Origin of the sequence: Lentzea miocenica (genome assembly GCF_033949945.1) — a bacterium.
In the GTDB taxonomy this organism is placed as follows: Bacteria; Actinomycetota; Actinomycetes; order Mycobacteriales; family Pseudonocardiaceae; genus Lentzea; species Lentzea miocenica.
This window is the reverse complement of sequence record NZ_JAXAVW010000009.1, coordinates 1-18,116: the sequence shown is the minus strand read 5'-3', so window position 1 is coordinate 18,116 and position 18,116 is coordinate 1. Positions and strand designations below refer to the sequence as shown.

Here is an 18,116-nt window from a genome sequence, read left to right as displayed (position 1 = left end):
AACGATGCGTGCTGAAGGACTCCACGGCGAACTCGTGCTCATCCGGCACGGGCAGACCCACTGCACCCCGCAGGGCAGGTTCTGCGGCTCCCACGAGGGCGTGCTCACGCCGGCCGGCGAGCAGATGGCCAAACTCGTCGGTGGGCACCCCGCGCTGTCCGGGGTGCGTGCGGTGTACACGAGCCCGGCGGCACGCACCCGTGCGACGGCGGCGTTGGTCGCGGCACAGCACGGCGTGGCGGTCACGGCCGACGAACGGTTGCGCGAGCTGCACTTCGGTGAGTGGGAGGACCTGCTCCCCGCGGACGTCGACCAGGAGCTGTTGCGGCGCTGGGAGTTCGACCCGGCGCTGTTCTCACCGCCTGGTGGAGAGACCGGACTGGCGGTGATGGCACGAGCCGTCGCGGCCGTCCGGGACGCCTTGCGCGAGGGTGGGAAGATCGCCGTCGTGACTCACAAAGCGCCTGTGCGACTCGTGCTCTCCTTCTTCCTCGGCCTCCCACCCTCTCGTTATCGCGAGATCGGCAACGTCTCCGTGGGGTCGTTGTCGCACTTGCGGTTCGCGGGCGATCGGGTGACTCTCAAGGCGATCGGCGACGTCAGCCACCTGCCGGACGAGTGGCGGACCGCGCCGGACAAGGCCGAGGTGGCGGCATGAGCACCCTGACCAAGGACGCGCGCCGTTCCGCTCTCGTGCTGGCGTTCGGCTTGATGCTGCTGCACATGCCGAGCGGCCTGCCCGCTCCGCTCTACCCGGTCTACCAGGCGACTCTCGGCATCACGGCCGCGACCGTCAGCATGCTGTTCGCGACGTACGTCCTGGGCACGCTCGTCGGCCTGATGGTCATGCCGAGGATCGTGCACCACAGGTACGTGCTGGTCTGGGCCTGCGTGTTGTCGATCGCCGCCGACGTGATGTTCCTCTACGCGAACGGTGCGTTCGCGTTGTTCGCGGGACATTTGGTGCAGGGCGTCGTGCTCGGTGTGTTCACTGGCGCGGTCCCTGTGCTGCTCGCCCAGCTCGACCTCTCCAACGTGAACAAGACGGTCGGCCGGTTCACCACGTCGGCGAACGCGGTCGGTCTCGCGGCGGGTCCGCTGTGGAGCGGCCTTCTGCTGGAGTTCGCGCCGTGGAAGGGCCAGCTGGTCTGGGTCGTGCAGATCGTCGCGACGCTCGCCGTGATGCCGTTCATGCGCGTGCCGGCCGGGCTCAGCGCCGGTGCGGGTGACCAGGCCCCGATCGGCTCGGTCGTGAAGTCCATGCTGTCCGGCGTTCCTGGCCGAATCGCGTTGCTGACGGGCTTTTGCGCCTTCGCGTCCGGTGGCCTGCTCGCCTCGCTCGGGTCGGTCGTGCTCGAGTCGATCGTGGGCGTGCGCAGCGGTGGCGTGCAAGGGTTCCTGGTCGCGCTGTGCTTCATCCTGTCCGCGATCTTCGGTGCCGTGCACCTCAAGCGCAGCGACCTCGGTGTCACCGGGTTCGGACTCGTCTTCAACGCCGTCGGCTCGCTCGCGCTGGTGGGCGGCGTGGTGTTCTCCAGCATCTGGTTCATCGTCGCCGCAGCGGTTCTGTGCGGCATCGGTCAGGGTTTTGGTCTGCAGGGTGCGACTCAGCTCGTCGCCGTGCACGCCGACGACGCGAGTCGCGGCAAGGCGATCTCGCTGTTCTTCATCTGGTGCTATCTCGGCACCACCATCGCGAGCTTCGGCGTCGGCGGGCTCATCACGCTGGTCGGCCTGGGAGCCGCGTTCAACGGGTTCGCGGCGTTCGTCGCGGTGCTGTCCCTCTTCGGGCTGCTGTGGGGGCGTTCGCGTTAAACACCTTTCGGGGGAGGAGTTCTCGTGATCGATCTGGGTTTCATCGGGGGTACCGGGTTCTACAAGTTCTTCGAGGGCACCAAGGAAGTGGAGGTCAAGACCGAGTACGGCGACCCGAGCTCGCCCATCACCATCGCGGAGTGGGCGGGCAAGACGATCGGGTTCCTGCCGCGGCACGGCCGCGAGCACGAGTACCTGCCGCATCGCGTGCCCTACACCGCGAACGTGGCGGCGATGAAGGAGCTCGGCGCGAAGCAGATCCTCGGCTTCAACGTCGTCGGCAGCCTTTCCACGCGGGTCGGCAAGGGCCACTTCCTGCTCATCGACCAGTTCATCGACCTCACCTGGGGCCGGAACTGGTCGGTGTTCGACAAGCCGGGTGGTGCGCACGCCGACTGCGCGGAGCCGTACTGCCACCGGTTGCGGAAGGAAGCACTGTCCTCTTTGGATGGTGTGGACGAGGTCGTGCACCCCGATGCGACCGCGGTGATCATCAACGGGCCCCGCTTCCAGACCAAGGCGGAGAGCAGGCTCTACAACTCGTGGGGCGCCGACGTCATCAACATGACGCAGTCGACCGAGGCGTCGGTCGCCCGCGAGCTGGAGATGTGTTACGTCAACCTGTCCTACTGCACGGACTACGGCGTCATCTCCGAGGTGATCAAGCCGGAGAGCGGGGAACCGCCGATCCTGCACCGCGAGATCGTGGAGGAGTTCCAGAACAACATCCACCGCGTCGAACCGGTGGTGCGCAAGGTGGTGGCCGCGCTGACGGACGACGCGTCGTGCCACTGCCGCTCCGCCATGGACGGGTGCTGGCTCTGATTCGGGGGGATCACGACGATGACGAAGACCAAGGCCCCCGACGTCGAGGGGCGTTCCAAGCGACTCTGGCTGCGTGACGGCGACACCTGTGAAGTGGAGCTCGTGCCGAGCCTGCGCAGCTTCACCTTCGACCGCGACGAGATGGTCGAGGACACCGGCAGGCCCCGGCTCGACTTCTACGAGCTGGCGGCGGCCAAGCTCGCCGCCGCCGGGGTGCGGACGGCGTTCCTGGAGCGGTCGGGCCCCATCAGCTACGTCGCGAAGTACCGGCCGGCGCCGCCGTTCGAGGTGATCGTGAAGAACATCGCGACGGGCTCGACGATCCGCAAGTACCCGGGGTTGTTCGAGGAGGGGCACCGGTTCGCCCGTCCCGTGGTGAAGTTCGACTACCGGACCGACCCGGAGGACCAGCCGATCGGCGAGGACTACCTGCGCCTGCTCGGCGTGCCGGTCGAGGCGTTCCACCAGACGGCGTTGCGCACCAACGAGGTTCTGCGCGAGTGGCTCGCGCCGCTCGACCTGTGGGACTTCTGCCTGGTGATCGCCGAGGACCACGACGGTGAGCCGATCATCATCTCGGAGGTGTCCCCGGACTGCATGCGGTTGCGGGACCCGGACGGTGCACCGCTGGACAAGGACCTGTTCCGCCTGGGCGCGGACCCGGAGACCATCGTCGCGAAGTGGCAGGAGCTGATCGATGACGTCCGACATCGCGCCTGACGGCAAGGTCGCCCTCGTCACGGGAGCCAACCGCGGCACCGGGCTCGCCATCGCCACCCGGCTGGAAAAGGCCGGGATGAGCGTGTGGCGGCTCAACCGCACGGCGACCGGGCACGAGCGCGAGGTGGTCGCCGACCTGTCCGATGTGGACGCTGTGGAGGCGGCGGTCGGCACGGTCGTGGACCGGGCCGGCCGGCTGGACCTGGTCGTGCACAACGCGGTCGAGCGGTACTTCGCGTCGGTGGCGGCGTTCGACACCTCGGAGTGGCAGCACGCGCTCACGGTGAACCTGACGTCCGTGCTGGTCGCGATTCGCGCGGCGTTGCCGGCGTTGCGCGCGTCACGCGGCCAGATCGTGCTGATGGGCAGCCACGCGGGCACGCACTTCTTCGAGCAGGGCGCGTCGTACTGCGCGACCAAGGCCGCGTTGAAGGCCGTGTGCGAAGTGTTGCTGCTGGAGGAACGGCCGCACGGTGTGCGGACGACGCTCGTCTCGCCGGGCGCGATCGCGAACCTCGACGGCGACGAGTCCGAGTTCAAGATGAGCACGGACTCGGTCGCGGCTTTCGTCGCCTGGCTCGCCGTGGCGCCGACGGACATGGTCGCGGGCGAGATCGAGCTGCGGCCGTCGGTGCTGCCCGCGCCGCTGGTCACCGGCCTCGACCGGCTGCAGGCCGTCTGATGGGGGGATCGCAGATGGTGGAGCATTCCGTCGTTCCTGCCGTGCGCGCGTGGCCCGACGTCGGGCGGATCGAGCTGGCGTTCGGCGAGAAACCGGCCGCCGGCCTCACGCGGGTGGCGTTCACCAGCGCCGTCCGGCTTGACCTCGTCGGTGATCGGCTGATCTCGGTGAACGTGTTGCACGTGCCCGAGTTGCTGTGGGACGCGACCGGGCCGGTGCCCTCGATCGTCAACGACTCCGGCTGGTTGTGGATCACGCTGGGCGAGGGCACGAGGGCGACGCGCCGCTGGTCCGGTTCCGCCGAGGCGGAGTTCGTGCTGGAGGGAGCACGGCTGGTGTCCGTGTCGCTCGAGACGGACGGAAGCTACCTGCGATGACCGGCCCGACGCCGATGCGCGACATCCGGCTGGTGGCGGCGGATCTCGACGGCACCCTGCTCGACGTCGAGGGCCTGGTGACCGAACGGGTCAGCAGGGCCGTCGCCACCGCGCGGTCGGCGGGGGTGGAGGTCGCGTTCCTGACCGGACGCCCGCTCGACGACGCGCGGGCGGTGCTCGGCGGTGGCGGTCTGACCGGCTTCCTGGCGGCCAGCAACGGCGCCGTCGTGTGCGGCCGCGACGGCGCCGTGCTGTGCCGGCACGTGTTCGCGGGCGGCTTCGGGCTGGGGCTCGTGGGTGAGCTGCGGCGGCTCGGCCTGGTGCTCGGCGCGGTCACCGAGTCCGATCTGGTGCTGGACAGCGGGTTTCCCGCCGATCTGGCGGCCGAGTGGTGTGTCGTGGAGTACGACCGCACCGTCGAGGACCTGGTGCGCGGCGGCGGGGTGCTGAAGCTGCTCGCGGCACGGACCGGGCAACGGGCGGGCGAGCTGGCCGAAGCGGTCCGCGGCGTGGCGCGGGACGTCACCGTCACCTATTCCACGCACCGGTTCCTGGAGATCTCACCGCTCGCCGCCGACAAGGGCGCGGCGCTGCGGGTGATCGCGGATGCCGCCGGTGTGGCGTTGCGGGAAATCGCCTGTGTGGGGGACATGCCGAACGACCTCGTCATGTTCGCCACCGGTGGGCTCGCCGTGGCGATGGGCAACGCCGATGACCAGGTGCGGGCCGCCGCGCACCTGGTCGTGGCCGGCAACGACGCCGGCGGGGTGGCGGAACTGCTCGAGCGGATCGTGGATGCGCGGATGGCAGAGGTTCGGTAGACAAGGTGCGGGGAGAGGAGAGCGGCGTGTCCGCGGAACACATCATCTGGGACTGGAACGGAACCCTGTTCGCCGACGGTGAGGCGCTGATCGACTCGACGATCGACGCGTTCACGCACGCCGGGCTCGGTGCGATCACCAGGGAGGCCTACCAGCTGCACCACCGCCAGCCGATCCCGGAGTTCTACGAGCAACTCGTGGGGCGGCGGCTCACCAGGGTCGAGCAGGGGTTGCTGGACAAGAGCTTCCAGGCCGCGTACCTCGGCCGGCGGGAGCGGATCGAGCTCACCGAGGACGCCGTGAAGGCGCTGGAGACGTGGCGGGACGCGAACGGCAGCCAGTCGCTGCTGTCGATGCACCCGCACGACCGGCTGATGCCGTTGGTGAAGAAGTTCGACATCGGCGACTTCTTCGTGCGCGTCGACGGCCTGGTGGGCACCGAGTTCGCCCGCAAGGCACCCCACCTGCAGCGGCACCTCGACCACATCGGCGTGCCCGCGGACCGGGTGCTGCTGGTCGGCGACAGCGTCGACGACGCGCGGGCGGCGATGGCGTGCGGTGTCTCGTGCGTGCTCTACCACGCGGGGCCGAACGCGCTGCACGCGCTCGATCATTTCGTCGCGCTCGGCGTCCCGGTGGTGAAGGGATTGCTCGAAGCCGTCTCGATGGTGCTCGACGGCTCCGAACAATTCGTGATCGCGACCGATTAACGTCCGGAGTCGAGCAGTGCGGCCATTCGGGCGGGGATCTCGTCGTCCGGGAACTTTCCGGTGAACCCGTCGAACAGGATGTGCAGGATGTGCTCGTAATAGGTGTGCGGCAGCAGGACGTTCGCGAGGAGTCGTTCGAGAATGATTTCGTGCATGAGCACGCCGAATTGCCGGTAGCGCGCCGCACGTGAGTCGGCGGCGACCGGGAATCGTGCGCAAATGGTCTTCCAGCAGTCGAAGAAGCTCTGGAAACCGACGACGTCGTGATCGGCGTCGACCGACATGCTCGTCGAGTCCTCGACGCGGTGGTAGAACGCGGTGACCTCGGTGGCGTTCGCGCAGCGGAATCCGTGCTCGTGGATCAGCCGCAGCCACATGTCCCAGTCCTCGGCGAGCGGCAGGTCGGCGTCGAACCGCGCGCCCGGCAGGTCGCGCGGGTTGCGGCAGACCGCGGCCACTGGCGGAACGTAGTTCACGACGTGCAGGAACTCCAGGTCCGTCGGCAGGTCGTAGTGGAGGGTGAGCTGGTCGGCAGGGGTGACCCGGTCGGGGCGCACCGCGGTGTTGACGTGCACGAAGTCGGCGTCGCCCGGCTCGAGCAGCTTCAGCGCGAGCGCCAGGTGGTCGGGTAGATAGAGGTCGTCGTCGTCCAGAAAGCTGACGTACTTGCCGCGCGCGAGGTCCAGCGCGGTGTTGCGCGCGGTGCTGACACCGCGGTTCACGGCATGATTCACGAGCTGCACCGACAATTCACCCGCGAATTCGGCGACGACGTGCGACATGTCAGGCCCGGCGTCGTTGACGACCACGACCTCGACGTCGTCGACGGTTTGCTCGGCAACCGAACGCAATGCCTCGGCAAGTGTTCCGGGACGGTTTCTCGTGGGCAGTACAACACTGACGAGTGGACTCATGGCGAACTCCCCTTTCGTTGACTCCCTCGATTCGCGATGCTAGCGTCAAATTGATCGCCGGGCCAGCAGGCAGAATTCCCGGTTCCACACGTTCCTGCTTTGGGGGCGGACGTGTCAGGGAATGCCGTGTTCGTGCACGGGTCCGAACGGCGCCGGCACGTTGTCAGGGGGCCTGATGATTGTTCTTTCCGCTCACTTGGACGATGCCGTTCTCTCCGCCGCCACCGCGCTCACCCGCTACCGCGCCACCGCGGTGACGGTGTTCTCCGGCCCGCCACCGGACGGCGTAGCGCTGACCAGCTGGGACCGCGTGACCCGCGCCGAGTCCTCCCACGACCGCTTCCGGGAGCGCCTGGCCGAGGACGACCGCGCGATGAGCGTCCTGGGCTGCCGCACCCGGCGCCTGGACCTGCCGGAAGCCCAGTACCGCACGACCGAACTCGACTTCGACGACCTGGTCGCCCGGCTGCGGCGCGAGTTCGAGGGGGAGAGCGAAGTGTGGGCGCCGGCGGGCATCGGAGGTCACCCCGACCACCTCGCCACCCGCGACGCCGCGCTGGCCGCCGTCCGGGAACTGCCCGAGCGCCCTGAAGTGACGCTGTACGCGGACGTTCCCCACGCGCTGCGCTACGGCTGGCCGTCCTGGGTCGACGGCCGGGAACCGCGTCCGTACCTGAGCATCGACGCGTGGCTCGACTGGGAACTCGCCGAACGCGGGCTCGACGCCGCCGACCTCAAGCCGCAGGTGGCGGAACTGTCGCCGGCGGAACGACTGCTGAAGGCCGACGCCGTCCGCGCGTACCGGTCGCAGCTGCCCGCGCTGAGCCTGGAAGACCTCGGGGACCGGGACTCGGACGAGCTCTGGGGCCCGGCGCTGAAGTACGAGGTGGCGTGGCGGCTGCTGGCCTGACCCGGCTGAAGTGTCGGCCGGGTCAGCACGGCGGGGTGTACGGGACGTCTGGCACGTGCAGGCGCCACTCGTCCTCGGTGAGGCGCGGCCCCGCCGACTCGCAGGCTTCGGCGATCGCGGCGTCGAGGTTCGCGTTCAGCAGCCGCATGGTCGGATCGAACATGGTCCACACCAGGGTCCGGCCGTCTGGGCTGAACGCGATGTCGGCGACGGCGATGGCGGCCCCGGACAGCGTGGCGATCTCGGTGACGTGCCGGGGATCGGTGACGTTCCACAGCCGCACCGTGCGGTCGTCGCTGCCGGACGCGAGCGTGCGCCCGTCCGGGCTGAACGCGACACTGCCGACGACGTCCTCGTGGCCGCTGAGCGAGGGGAGCTCGGCGGGCTTCCGCGGTTCGGAGACGTCCCACAGCCGCACGGGTTTGTCGTTACCGCTGCCTACCGCGAGCGTGTGCCCGTCCGGGCTGAAGGTCAGGTCGTACACGTCGACCCGGTTGCTGGACAGCGTCGCGATCTCGGCGCCGTCCTGCCACAGCCGCACGCTGTGGTCGTCGCTCCCGGTGGCGAGCGTCTTGCCGTCGGGGCTGAACTCCACCGTCCGCATCGCGTCCGTGTGGCCCCGCAGCACGGCGGCCTCGACGGGGTTGCGCGGATCGCTGACGTTCCACAGCCGCACCACACCCGTGCTGGAGCCGACCGCGATGGTGCGACCGTCCGGGTTGAACGAGACCGTGCGGACCGCCTCCTCGCCCGGCATCACCGCGAGCTGTCCTTGCTCGTTCCACAGCCGTACGGTGCCGTCGTCGCCGCTGGACGCGAGGACCTTCCCGTCCGGGCGGTAGGACAGTGCGCGCACGGCGCCGGTGTGGCCGGCGAGGGTGCCGAGCCGGACCGGTTTGCGCCGGTCGCCGACGTTCCACAGGTGGATCGAGCGGTCCCTGCCCGCCGTCGCCAGCGTGCCGTCCTTGCTGAACGTGGCCGCGTACACCTCCTCGTCGTGGGCCTTGACCACGGTGGCCAGCGTGCTCAGCACCCCGTCGCGGGTCTTGCGGGTCGCGGCGAGGCGGTGCGCGACCAGACCGAGCTGGAGCCCGAGCGACGGGTTCGTGCGGTGTTCCACCACCGCCTCGGACCCGAGGTTCAGTGCGATCGCGCTGTTGCGCTGGGACGTGATCTCGTCGCGTGCCCGTACGGCGTAGATCGTCGTTGCCGCGGAGACGGCCAGCAGCACGGCGAGCACGCCGACCAGGTAGCTGAGGCGTTTCGCCCGGCGCCGGGCCAGCACGTGTTCCTCGGCTTCGGCCTTGGTGCTGGCTTCGACGAACGCCCGTTCGCGAGCGGTGAGCGCCTGAGAACGGGCGGCCCATTCGCGGACGATCGCCAGCCGCGCTCCCCGGTACAACGCGCTGCGGTCGTGGTCGAGCTGTTCCCAGCCGTCGGTCGCGTGTGTCAGCTCCCGGTGCACGCGCTGCCCGTCGCGATCGCTGCTCAGCCACTCCCGGAAGCGGGGCCACGTGCGGATCAGCGCCTCGTGCGTGATCTCGATGCTCTCCGTGTCGCGCACGATGAGCCGTGCGGCGGTGCACCTGTCCAGCACCACGGCGGTGTCCTGGTCGTCGTCGAGCTCAGCGGGGGAGATGCGGCGTTTGGTGTCCTCAGTGCTCTCGCCCAGCACGGCCAGACGCCGGAAGAGGTCCCGCGCGCGATCCTGCTGCCGTGCGTCGAACGAGCTGTAGACCGCCTCGGCCGTCTTCGCGAGCGCCCCGTCGATGCCACCGACGGCCTGGAACCCGGTGAGCGTGAGCCGGTTCCCGCTGCGCCGGCGCCAGGTCTCCAGCAACGCGTGCGACAACAACGGCAGCACACCTGCCCGGCCGTGGGCGTGTGCGACGAGCGTGGCGGCCAGGTCGGCCTCGACCGTGCAGTTCGCCTTCATCGCGGGCAACGTGATCGCGTGGCGCAGTTCCTCCGCCGTCATCGGGCCGACGGTGAACTGGGCGTCCTGCAGCGCGGCCGCCAGCTCCGGGATCATGCAGCAGTGCGTGTAGAAGTCCGCCCGCACGCTGAGCACCGTCTTGCGGCCGAGCAGTTCGGCGATGAACCGAGTCCGTTCGTCCGGGTCCTGGCAGAGGGTGAATACCTCTTCGAACTGGTCGACCACGATCACGGTCTCCGAATCGGACGGGAAACCGGAAACCATTCGCAGCGGATGTTCGCCCGGCGTCCGAAGAATGTGCGCCGGCAACCGCGGCAGAAGCCCGGCGCGAATCAGCGACGACTTTCCCGACCCGGACGGGCCGAACACCGCGACGAACTTCTGCCGTTCCACCCGAGCGACGAGATCGTCGACAAGGCGTTCCCTGCCGAAGAAGCGAGACGCGTCCTCGACGCGATAGGCGGACAGCCCGACATAGGGCGCCTCCTCGTCGGTCTCAATCTCGATGGCGACCGTCGCGTTGAGTTCGGCGGCGAGAGAGTGCCATCGCCGCTCCCACAGTTCGAGGTCGCCGCCGCACGCGCGGACGTACGCGAGCGCGACCTCCAGACTGGGAAACCGGCGCCCACCTGCTGCGTCCGCGAGCGTCGTGGCCGAGTAACCGGCGCGCTTGCCGAGCTCGCGGTAGGACGGCGTACCCGCGTCCTGGCGCAAACGCCGCAGGTCAACGGCGAACTCGACCAGCGCGGTCCCGTCGAGCTCCAGCGGCCGCTCTGGTCGTGGCACGTGATGCCGCCCCCTCGGATTCGTGTTGTCCGGTGCTCAGTGTCCGGCGCCTGACAACACAACCACGCTATACACCACCTGTCCGGCTTCGATGGCCACTATTGGGGGTGTCATCGAAGCCGGACAGGAGCGCCGCGGCATTTCGTGCCTTGGGGTGAACGGTTCGTCCTGCCCGGATTCGGCGCTCGCTCGACGCAGGGCCTTCCGAGTGAACGGCCTCGCGCCCCCGCCGGGGATCCGGGGGTCCGGAGGCGAAGCCCCCGACTGGGGTGGGGGCTTCGCTCTCCATCCGCTATCGCAGTTGTTCGCGGCGGCGGGTCAGATGTGCGATCTCGGCGGTGTTTCCAGCGAGTTCGATGGCTTTGTCGTAAGCCGCGCGCGATTCTTTGCTGCGACCCAACCGGCGCAGCAGATCGGCGCGGACGAGTTGGTCGTAGAGCGCGAGGATCTGCGACCAGTCGGTGTCGCGGATGTCGCGGGCGGAGGTGTGCATCCGCCGCGCTCGAACCCGTTCCTGCGGTCCTCCTCCGAGGCGCCACCGTTGCCCTGCATGACCCCGTCGAGGGTGATCTGAGTGATGGTCGTCAGCTTCATGATCGGGATTCCTTCGCCCCTGCGCGCCCCTTGCGGGCGGCTTCACCCCTCCTGCGAACGCCCCGGCCCCGATCCGACACCGCCTCGCGGACTTCTTCAAAAACGTTCTGGGAGGACCGAAGCCTTCTCGGCCCTCCCAGAACTTCGAAACGAAGATCAGATCTTGCCCGCCACGACGTCCGCGAGGTTCACGCGGGACGACTTGTACCTCGCCGCCGAGGGCTTGCCGTCCTTGACCGGGAAGACCTCGGAACGGATGGGCAGGCCGGTGTCGGCGTTGATGGTCACCACGTGCGTGCTTTCCCCGCCCTGCAGCGAGGGGCCCGCGGTGAGCGTCAACGCGGACTGGTCGTCGACCTGCGCCTTGCCGATGGTGACGTCCTGGATGGTCGCGACCAGCTTCAGCACGCCCGCTCGGATGTCGGCGTTGGCGGCACCGATGAACAGGGCGTACGTGGTGTGGCTCCACAGCCTGTTGTTGATGACGTCCTCCAGTTCCTTGCCCGTCGGGCGAGGCTTGAAGTCAGGCACCTGCTTGCCGATTTCGCGGAGCATCTTGGCGGTCACCTCGTAGTTCTGCGCCCACGCCTTCTCCTGCTCGGCAGGGCTCAGGCCGAGGCCCAAACCGTTGGGCGAGGCGTTGACCATCGCGATCTTGGCCTTCTCCACGTCGCCGGTAGCGGCCAGCCGGGCCGCCGCCATCACGTTCGCGTCGTACTGAGTGGCAGCGTCGTCACCCTTGGCCGCCGCGGCCTGGAGGGTCTTCGCCGAGTCGCCGTGGAACACCTGCCCCTTGTCGGTGTAGACCGTGTAGACGAGGTACGGCGACCCGTCCGGCGCGGTCTTCGTGGTGATGACCAGCGACGAGTCACCGGACAGCGTGCCGGCCGCCTTGACGTCGGAGGCCAGCTTCACCAGCGCTGAGTCGACCACCTGCGGGGCAGCGATGATCGGGTCGCCGGTCGGTGTGCTGGTGCCCGTCGTGCCCATCACCACAGCCGCCGCGACGGCCGCCGCGCCCACGGCGGCAACGCTGACCTTGGGCCAGGACAACCAGCGCTTCGGACGCACAACCGTGCTCACCGGCTCCGCCATCGCCGTGTGCAACGCCGCGCGGGCGCTGTCGTAGGCGTCGGTGCGGGGGGACGGCACATCACGCAGCTTCTTCATCAGGTCCATCTCATCCATGGGTTGTTCTTTCACGTTGTCGGTACCTGCAGCAGCGCGGCCACCTCAGGGGCGTCGCGCAGTGCTTTGCGTGCCTGGTGCAGCAGCCGGCGAGCCGTGCCAGCGGGAATGTCGAGCACCCGCCCGGCCTCCGCGACGGTCAAGTCCTCCCAAGCGACCAGCCCCAGCACTTCGCGCTCTTCGGTCTTGAGCCGTGCCAAAGCCGTGCGCAGCAACGCCTGCGTGTCCACGCGGGCGTCCACCGTCGGCCAGGGATCCCAATCACCGGCCATGCGCGCCACGTCCGGCGCAGCCACCTCCGCCGGCTCGGACCGCCAGTGCTTGCGCAACCTGTTGAGCGCGACCCCGTACAACCAAGGCCGCGCCTCGGGGTACGAACAGTCATAGGTCGCCCGGGAGGCGTACGCCGCCACCCACACATCGCCGAGAACGTCCTCGGCGGTCTGCCGCCCCACCCGGCGCGCCAGATAGTTTCCGATCGCGGTCTCGTGGCGGCTGATCATCTCCACGAAGGCATTGGTGTCTCCGCGCAGCGATCTGCCGATCAGTTCCGCGTCTGACGACATGAAGCTCCTCGGGTCTCGCTTCGCCCTTCCACCCCGTCTTTGCCAACGCGGCCCGAAAGCGTTCAGGTTGCCCAGAGATCAGATGAACGCCGCTGGTCAGCGCCCAGCGGCTGCCAGGGGCGCGCTCAGCTCGCCTGTGGCGTGTTCGCGGCGACCCAGCAGGCGCTCAGTGCCGGGGCGGGCACTCTGCTCTGCCCGGCCAGCGGCAGAGCAGCGTCTTGAACGTCTCGCGTTCCCTCCGACACCCCGGACAGCACGTGCGCTCCGGCGTGCGCCAGCCGGCGGTCTGGTTCTTGCAGCCGTGAGCGGCTCACAGTGGTTGCCACGACCAGACACGGCCAACCGCGCTGGCATCATCTGCTGCGGCTGCCAGCCCAAGAAGGCTTATCGTCCGACGGCCATCTCCCGATGTTTCCGCGTACGCGGAAACGAGCTGTTGAAAGGCTTCACCAGCTTCCTGACGCACGAGGTGTTGGCGCCTGCCGGCTCAGCCTGTTCAGCGCGGAGAAGACTGGCCAGGGGATATGGCCGGGCTGGACGAACGCGAGCACAAGGTCGCGGCGATACGGCGCGCTGAGCGATAACCGAACGAGATGATTGACGAGTTCGTGAGGGATCGTGAACAACCGTCGCGTCCAACTTTATTCCGAGCAGGTGGGGCTGGAGGAGCAGCTGAACGCGATCGACGGCGAGGCGGCGATGCCATGAACCCGGACATGCTCGACTGCCTGCCCGATGAGGTGTCACGACCGTTGTTCGAGGCGCTCCGCCTGGAGATCTACTACGACTACGATGCTTGGGAGTCGTCGCGACACCTCACTTCGTGGGAAGCGATTGACTTCGAGGTCCGCAAGGATCGGACGGCACAGGCACGGAAGCCGGTGAGTCGGGTGCGCGCTGCATATCTTGATCTTATGGGGCGTGGTGTGAGTAGCCAGGAAGCTTGCCGGATCGTCGGGATCGATGTGTAGATCGGACAGAAGTGCCACAACGGTGGCGCTCCGCTCGGTTCCTTCGCGGGCACCACGGATCACCTCGGTGTCCTTCTGGGCGTTCGAGGCCGGTTTCTGAACGAGACCGAACGCGTCCGGATCGTTGACCTACGACGCGCTGGCACCGGAGTCCGTGTAATCGCCGTCGAACTGGGCAGGCCGCCTCAACCGTAACCGGGAACTGCGGCGCAACGCTCATCTCGGTAGCGGGAATTATCGCCCGCGCGCCGCGCTGAGGCCCGGCGTACGCGGCTCCAGATCCGCAAGCTCACAGGCCGATGCCGAACTCCATCGCGTCGCACAGGACCATGGCCCGTAAACACGTTTTCGAGCAGATCGCGGCGATCCTGCGACGGAACTTTCCCGACCGGCCAGAGAGGTAGGTGGTCCACAAGACGATCTACCAAGCACTGTACATCCCAGGACATGGCGCGAGCCGGCCCGCGCGTTGCGGCATCGGCCGCACCGTGCGCAAACCTCGCCGTCAGCCGGGGCAACGCCAGCGCCGATTCAAGGACAACACCTCGCAATCGGCACCCTGGTCGAACGCGCCAACCGCTATGTGATGCTCGTGCACCTGCCCGACGGCCGCACCACTGAACCGGGCCGCGTCGCCCTGATCGACACCATCCAGGCGTTGCCCGCCGATCTCGCGCAATCCATGACATGGGACCAGAGCACTAAATTGGCCGGCCACGCCGCATTCGGCCTGGCCACAGCATCTCCGTCTACTTCTGAGACCCAGTCAGCCTTGGTAACGCGGCTCCAACGAGAACACCAACGGCCCCTGCTACGCCGTACCTTCCCAAAGCCACAGGCCCTTTCAGCCCAGAGCCTGGGACACCTTGCGTTCGTCGCCGCCGAACCAAACGAACGCCCACGCAAACGCTCGGCTGGGACACCCCGACCGAGCGCTTGACCAAACTCCTTGCCCAAGCCAGTTGATCGCCCGTGTTGCAACGCCCTCGAATCCGCCGACGGTCGCGGCCCTTCCGAAGCGACGTGCTGCCAGCAACTCGGCATCGACCGCACCGTCATGATCCAGCATCTATATGCTGGACGACCTGGAACGCGCATCGCTGGCCGCGAGCTGCTCCAGAAACTCGATCGCCGGCTTAGCACGCCGAAACGCATGTGTTGTCCAAGGTTTTCGGTGCCCGATCGCGAGACGTTCAACGTGCTGCTCCCCGGCTGGCCCGGACGTCAACGAGCTGGATCCGGCGCTGAGCGCACGTCAGGCCGTGCAGGACATCGCCGCCAGCGCACCGCAGTTCTCGGCGAGCCCCAGGCAGATCAACGAAAACGATCTCTTCGTGCATGTACAATATCGGCTATTCGCAATGCGGATTGCTCGCTATCTTCGTGTTCCCACACCACTTCAAGTAGCCAGCCGGCTTCTTGAAGTCGTCGAGCGGTGTCGTGATCGCGAGCCACATTGCGGCGGACCTTCTCCGCCCAATAATTGTCATTGGACTTGGGCGCGCGGTAGTGTGCCGGGCACCCGTGCCAGAAGCAGCCACGCAATTCAACGGCCACCTTGGCCGGGCGAAACACCACGTCGACGGTACGTCGAACATCTGGGAGCGGTCGAGCGCACACCCGATACCTCAGTCCCAGTTTATGCAGGGCCTTCCGCAGCTCAATCTCAGGTTTGGTGTCTCGACTTTTGTTGGCCTGCATGGACTTACGTGTCCCGGCGCTCGTCGCCCAGGATTCTCCGGGCATGAGATCGCGCTCGCTCGAGGAGTTCGTGTGCATCCGGACGCGTGCCTAGTTGAATAGGGAAAAGTCGTCTTCATCCAGCTCGTCTTCGGCACTGCTATTTTCACCGTGAGGGTCGGAGCGCTCACGGAGCACGCTTCCAACGAGCTTGGTGGCGTCAATCACAGATGGTTCGGGGGGCTCGCGCCCCTCCACGTACGCCAGTCGCTCGGCTGCGATATACGCAAGTCGTACGGCTTGAATGACCAGGACGCGGCGTAAGCCATCGGAAACCTCTCCGCGCTCATGGGCCACGGCGGCCAATCTGGAGATCGTCTCGGCACGCCTTGCAATTCGGACGTCGTCGTGCCCGAATTGATCGCGGGTTTCTTTGCTAACAAGGTCGAAATCGAAGGAGGCTGGCAATGGAACCTGAATGGAGATCGGTGGGATCTTCTCGTTTAGGATAGCCTTAAAGCGGCTTGCGTCGATTGCTTCTAGGTACGCGGAGTACTCCACCGCGTTCAAATTGATTTGAGCACGGTCTCGAGTCGCCTTGGCGGCGTCCTTTCCCAAGCTCTTCTTGACCGCGTCAACTTTATCGTCCAGATCTTGGTACTGCCACAGTGGCCACATTCGGAGCTTGGCAACTTCGAACACGTCGAGAATGCGCATGGCCACAGCGTCGGTCCGCTGATTGGTCAAGTGGCGACGGATGCGCGTGCGTAGCGACTCAACCGTCTGTCCGACGTAGATGGGCTCTCCATCGTAGTCGTAAAAGGCGTAGCAGCCCCACTTTGCCGAAGCGATTACGTTGCCGGCAGGGTCCTTTGCCTCGAGGGCGCCCTTCAGCAAGCTGCGAAACTCCCGGACGGAGTCAGCCGGCAGGCCGCTTTTGGCGGGCTTGCGAATCCCTGTGGTCCTGCGAGAGTCGTCTTCAGGCACTTGTCACCTCCAGTCCGTCCTTTGTGGTCGCCTTCTTTTGCATCGTGCCCTGCACGAGAGGCATCAGGTAGTTTTTGGCAAGCCAGGCGACGGCTGGAACGCACACAGCGTCGCCGAAGCCGAACAGTGCCTGGCTGGCCCTTTTTACTTCTTGCAGGTTGTACCTGCCTGCGCCCATCAGACGTGCGTATTCCAGCGAGGTCATCCATCTAACACGAAGCTTGCCATTGCCGGCTTCGACAAGGGCCTGCTTGGAAGAACCACCGCCCGCAGTGCGCAGGCAGCCAGCGATGTCGTCAGCGCGGATCTCCCACATCGGCACGCCTGCGCGAGTACGGCGGTAGGCAGTCCGATGAGAAGGGTTGCCCTTCTTTCTGCGAAGCACATCTAGGCGTTTGGCTTGAACAGGAGACAGCGAGGCTTCAAACTTCGCGACTCGGGCCGCGTCCCACCACTCCTCGACGTCTGCTTCCACGATGGTCGACAAACCGCCTACTGCGGTGTCAGGAACCTCAGGCAATCTGGCTTCGTGTGTAATCAAGGAAGCGTCGCTAAATGGTGCGCGAAGCCAATCCGGCCGTAGCTTCGGGTTTGCGCCCTGCTCGCTCACTGGGGCGTTGCGCGCGCCGACCAGGAACAAACGTGGGCGGGACTGAGGCACGAACCACCGCGCGTCCAGTGTCAGCACGTCCACCGAGTACCCGAGTTCGTTCATTGCAGAGATGGCCGCAGCCAGGTCTTCGCCACCATGACTGGTGGCCAGACCAACCACGTTCTCGAGGGTCAGAACGGCTGGCCGGGCTGTCTCGTCCAGCTCGCCGATGACACGGGTGAATTGATAGAACATCGACGACCGTTGCCCCTTCATGCCAAGACGTGCGCCCGCAAGCGACACGTCTTGGCATGGCGAGGATGCCCATGCCAAGCTCAGCTCTTCGGGCATGTGGTGTCCCTTGGCCAGGGAGACGTCGCCTAGGAAGTAGTGCGAAGACTTGTCCGGGTCGGTTGCGGTGTTTAGGTCCTCTGGCTGACCGAACTGGGCCTGGTACATCTCAGCCTTGGCGCGCTCGATGTCGTTCGCCCAGCCGATTTGGAACCCAGCCTGCTCTAGTCCCATCCGCGCAAGGCCTATCCCGGCGAAGAACTCCACGGCAACTGGGCCCAGCGGCAGGGCCTGCTGATCCGGCACGACAGTTAGCTTTGGCTTCGGCACGGTCCGCACTGTATGAAACCTACCGGGAAGACTGTGGGAGGTGGTACGCGGGGCGCGTGATTATTCGACTCCTGGCAGTGGCAACCAGCAGATGATCGTCTTAAAGGTGTGCGCCTGTTGTGCACTGGCTGTCCACATGACGAAGCCAGCCAAGCGGATCCGCTTGGCTGGCTTCGTCATGTGGTGCCCCCGGCAGGACACACAGCAGATGGGAACAGCTCCGACCAGGGGTTTCTTGAGGGGGCGTCTGCTCGTTGAGCACCGGGTGTCACTCGATAGGTGTAGTGGAGCAGCTTCGGTTGAGCCTGCCGCAGCAGACGACTCGGCAGCAGGTGATCAGTCGTGATCAGGCGATCTTGTCTGGGCCGAGTGATGTCCGCATGGCGGCAGCCCTGCTTGGCGTCAAAGTCCGCACCTCCTA

General features: G+C 67.0%; 17 protein-coding genes and 2 pseudogenes. 10 read left to right on the top strand and 9 right to left on the bottom strand.

The annotated features are described in order from the left end of the window. Positions 1 to 4 precede the first annotated feature (4 nt). Genes SK803_RS12500 through SK803_RS12465 form a run of 8 tightly spaced genes read left to right on the top strand, consistent with a single transcriptional unit; the run spans position 5 to position 5,950 of the window. Complete coding sequence (locus SK803_RS12500; RefSeq protein WP_319966105.1) at positions 5 to 658, top strand: histidine phosphatase family protein; 654 nt, start codon at positions 5 to 7, stop codon at positions 656 to 658. Further along, a complete protein-coding gene (locus SK803_RS12495; protein WP_319966104.1) occupies positions 655 to 1,815 on the top strand; it encodes an MFS transporter in 1,161 nt (386 codons plus the stop codon). Before SK803_RS12500 ends, SK803_RS12495 begins: the two co-directional genes overlap by 4 nt. Positions 1,816 to 1,839: 24 nt before the next feature. After that, positions 1,840 to 2,640: an MTAP family purine nucleoside phosphorylase gene (locus SK803_RS12490; protein WP_319966103.1), complete on the top strand. Its 801-nt coding sequence runs from the start codon at positions 1,840 to 1,842 to the stop codon at positions 2,638 to 2,640. 18 nt (positions 2,641 to 2,658) lie between these two features. Further along, entirely contained in the window at positions 2,659 to 3,360 is a 702-nt protein-coding gene (locus tag SK803_RS12485; protein WP_319966102.1) for a phosphoribosylaminoimidazolesuccinocarboxamide synthase, read from the top strand. Next, on the top strand, positions 3,338 to 4,042 hold the full coding sequence (locus SK803_RS12480; protein ID WP_319966101.1) for an SDR family oxidoreductase: 705 nt from the start codon (positions 3,338 to 3,340) through the stop codon (positions 4,040 to 4,042). Before SK803_RS12485 ends, SK803_RS12480 begins: the two co-directional genes overlap by 23 nt. 14 nt (positions 4,043 to 4,056) lie before the next feature. After that, positions 4,057 to 4,419 (top strand): hypothetical protein, encoded by a 363-nt coding sequence (locus SK803_RS12475; RefSeq protein WP_319966100.1) that lies wholly within the window; start codon positions 4,057 to 4,059, stop codon positions 4,417 to 4,419. After that, positions 4,416 to 5,240: an HAD family hydrolase gene (locus SK803_RS12470; RefSeq protein ID WP_319966099.1), complete on the top strand. Its 825-nt coding sequence runs from the start codon at positions 4,416 to 4,418 to the stop codon at positions 5,238 to 5,240. Before SK803_RS12475 ends, SK803_RS12470 begins: the two co-directional genes overlap by 4 nt. A 26-nt stretch (positions 5,241 to 5,266) precedes the next feature. Further along, a complete protein-coding gene (locus SK803_RS12465) occupies positions 5,267 to 5,950 on the top strand; it encodes an HAD family hydrolase (protein ID WP_319966098.1) in 684 nt (227 codons plus the stop codon). Here SK803_RS12465 and SK803_RS12460 read toward each other — a convergent pair. Next, positions 5,947 to 6,864 carry a glycosyltransferase family 2 protein gene (locus SK803_RS12460; RefSeq protein ID WP_319966097.1) on the bottom strand — a complete coding sequence of 306 codons (918 nt, stop codon included), beginning with the start codon at positions 6,862 to 6,864 and terminating at the stop codon, positions 5,947 to 5,949. The two genes, SK803_RS12465 and SK803_RS12460, sit on opposite strands and share 4 nt — an antisense overlap. A gap of 121 nt (positions 6,865 to 6,985) precedes the next feature. Here SK803_RS12460 and SK803_RS12455 point away from each other — a divergent pair, with 121 nt between their 5' ends. Continuing rightward, entirely contained in the window at positions 6,986 to 7,774 is a 789-nt protein-coding gene (locus tag SK803_RS12455) for a PIG-L deacetylase family protein (RefSeq protein WP_319966096.1), read from the top strand. A 22-nt stretch (positions 7,775 to 7,796) separates the two neighbouring features. On the opposite strand, the gene SK803_RS12450 is transcribed toward SK803_RS12455, so the two are convergent. The 5 genes and pseudogenes from SK803_RS12450 to SK803_RS12430 form a co-directional block, all read right to left on the bottom strand. Then, entirely contained in the window at positions 7,797 to 10,496 is a 2,700-nt protein-coding gene (locus SK803_RS12450; RefSeq protein ID WP_319966095.1) for an nSTAND1 domain-containing NTPase, read from the bottom strand. 292 nt (positions 10,497 to 10,788) lie between these two features. Further along, positions 10,789 to 10,989 (bottom strand): annotated as a pseudogene (locus SK803_RS12445) (RNA polymerase sigma factor); the annotation flags it as partial. Next, positions 10,989 to 11,090, bottom strand: a pseudogene (locus tag SK803_RS12440) (dihydrofolate reductase family protein); the annotation flags it as partial. The pseudogenes SK803_RS12445 and SK803_RS12440, both read right to left, overlap by 1 nt. A gap of 156 nt (positions 11,091 to 11,246) precedes the next feature. Beyond that, entirely contained in the window at positions 11,247 to 12,278 is a 1,032-nt protein-coding gene (locus SK803_RS12435; RefSeq protein WP_319966094.1) for a hypothetical protein, read from the bottom strand. Between the two features lie 11 nt (positions 12,279 to 12,289). Continuing rightward, complete coding sequence (locus SK803_RS12430) at positions 12,290 to 12,844, bottom strand: RNA polymerase sigma factor (RefSeq protein ID WP_319966093.1); 555 nt, start codon at positions 12,842 to 12,844, stop codon at positions 12,290 to 12,292. 704 nt (positions 12,845 to 13,548) lie between these two features. On the opposite strand from SK803_RS12430, the gene SK803_RS12425 reads away from it, so the two are divergent. After that, complete coding sequence (locus SK803_RS12425; RefSeq protein WP_319966092.1) at positions 13,549 to 13,815, top strand: hypothetical protein; 267 nt, start codon at positions 13,549 to 13,551, stop codon at positions 13,813 to 13,815. 1,314 nt (positions 13,816 to 15,129) lie between these two features. Here SK803_RS12425 and SK803_RS12420 read toward each other — a convergent pair. The 3 genes from SK803_RS12420 to SK803_RS12410 are packed head-to-tail and all read right to left on the bottom strand — an operon-like array spanning position 15,130 to position 17,695. After that, positions 15,130 to 15,561 carry a very short patch repair endonuclease gene (locus SK803_RS12420; protein WP_319966309.1) on the bottom strand — a complete coding sequence of 144 codons (432 nt, stop codon included), beginning with the start codon at positions 15,559 to 15,561 and terminating at the stop codon, positions 15,130 to 15,132. A gap of 45 nt (positions 15,562 to 15,606) precedes the next feature. After that, on the bottom strand, positions 15,607 to 16,482 hold the full coding sequence (locus tag SK803_RS12415; protein ID WP_319966091.1) for a GIY-YIG nuclease family protein: 876 nt from the start codon (positions 16,480 to 16,482) through the stop codon (positions 15,607 to 15,609). Beyond that, positions 16,475 to 17,695 carry a DNA cytosine methyltransferase gene (locus SK803_RS12410; RefSeq protein ID WP_319966090.1) on the bottom strand — a complete coding sequence of 407 codons (1,221 nt, stop codon included), beginning with the start codon at positions 17,693 to 17,695 and terminating at the stop codon, positions 16,475 to 16,477. Before SK803_RS12410 ends, SK803_RS12415 begins: the two co-directional genes overlap by 8 nt. Positions 17,696 to 18,116: the final 421 nt, after the last annotated feature.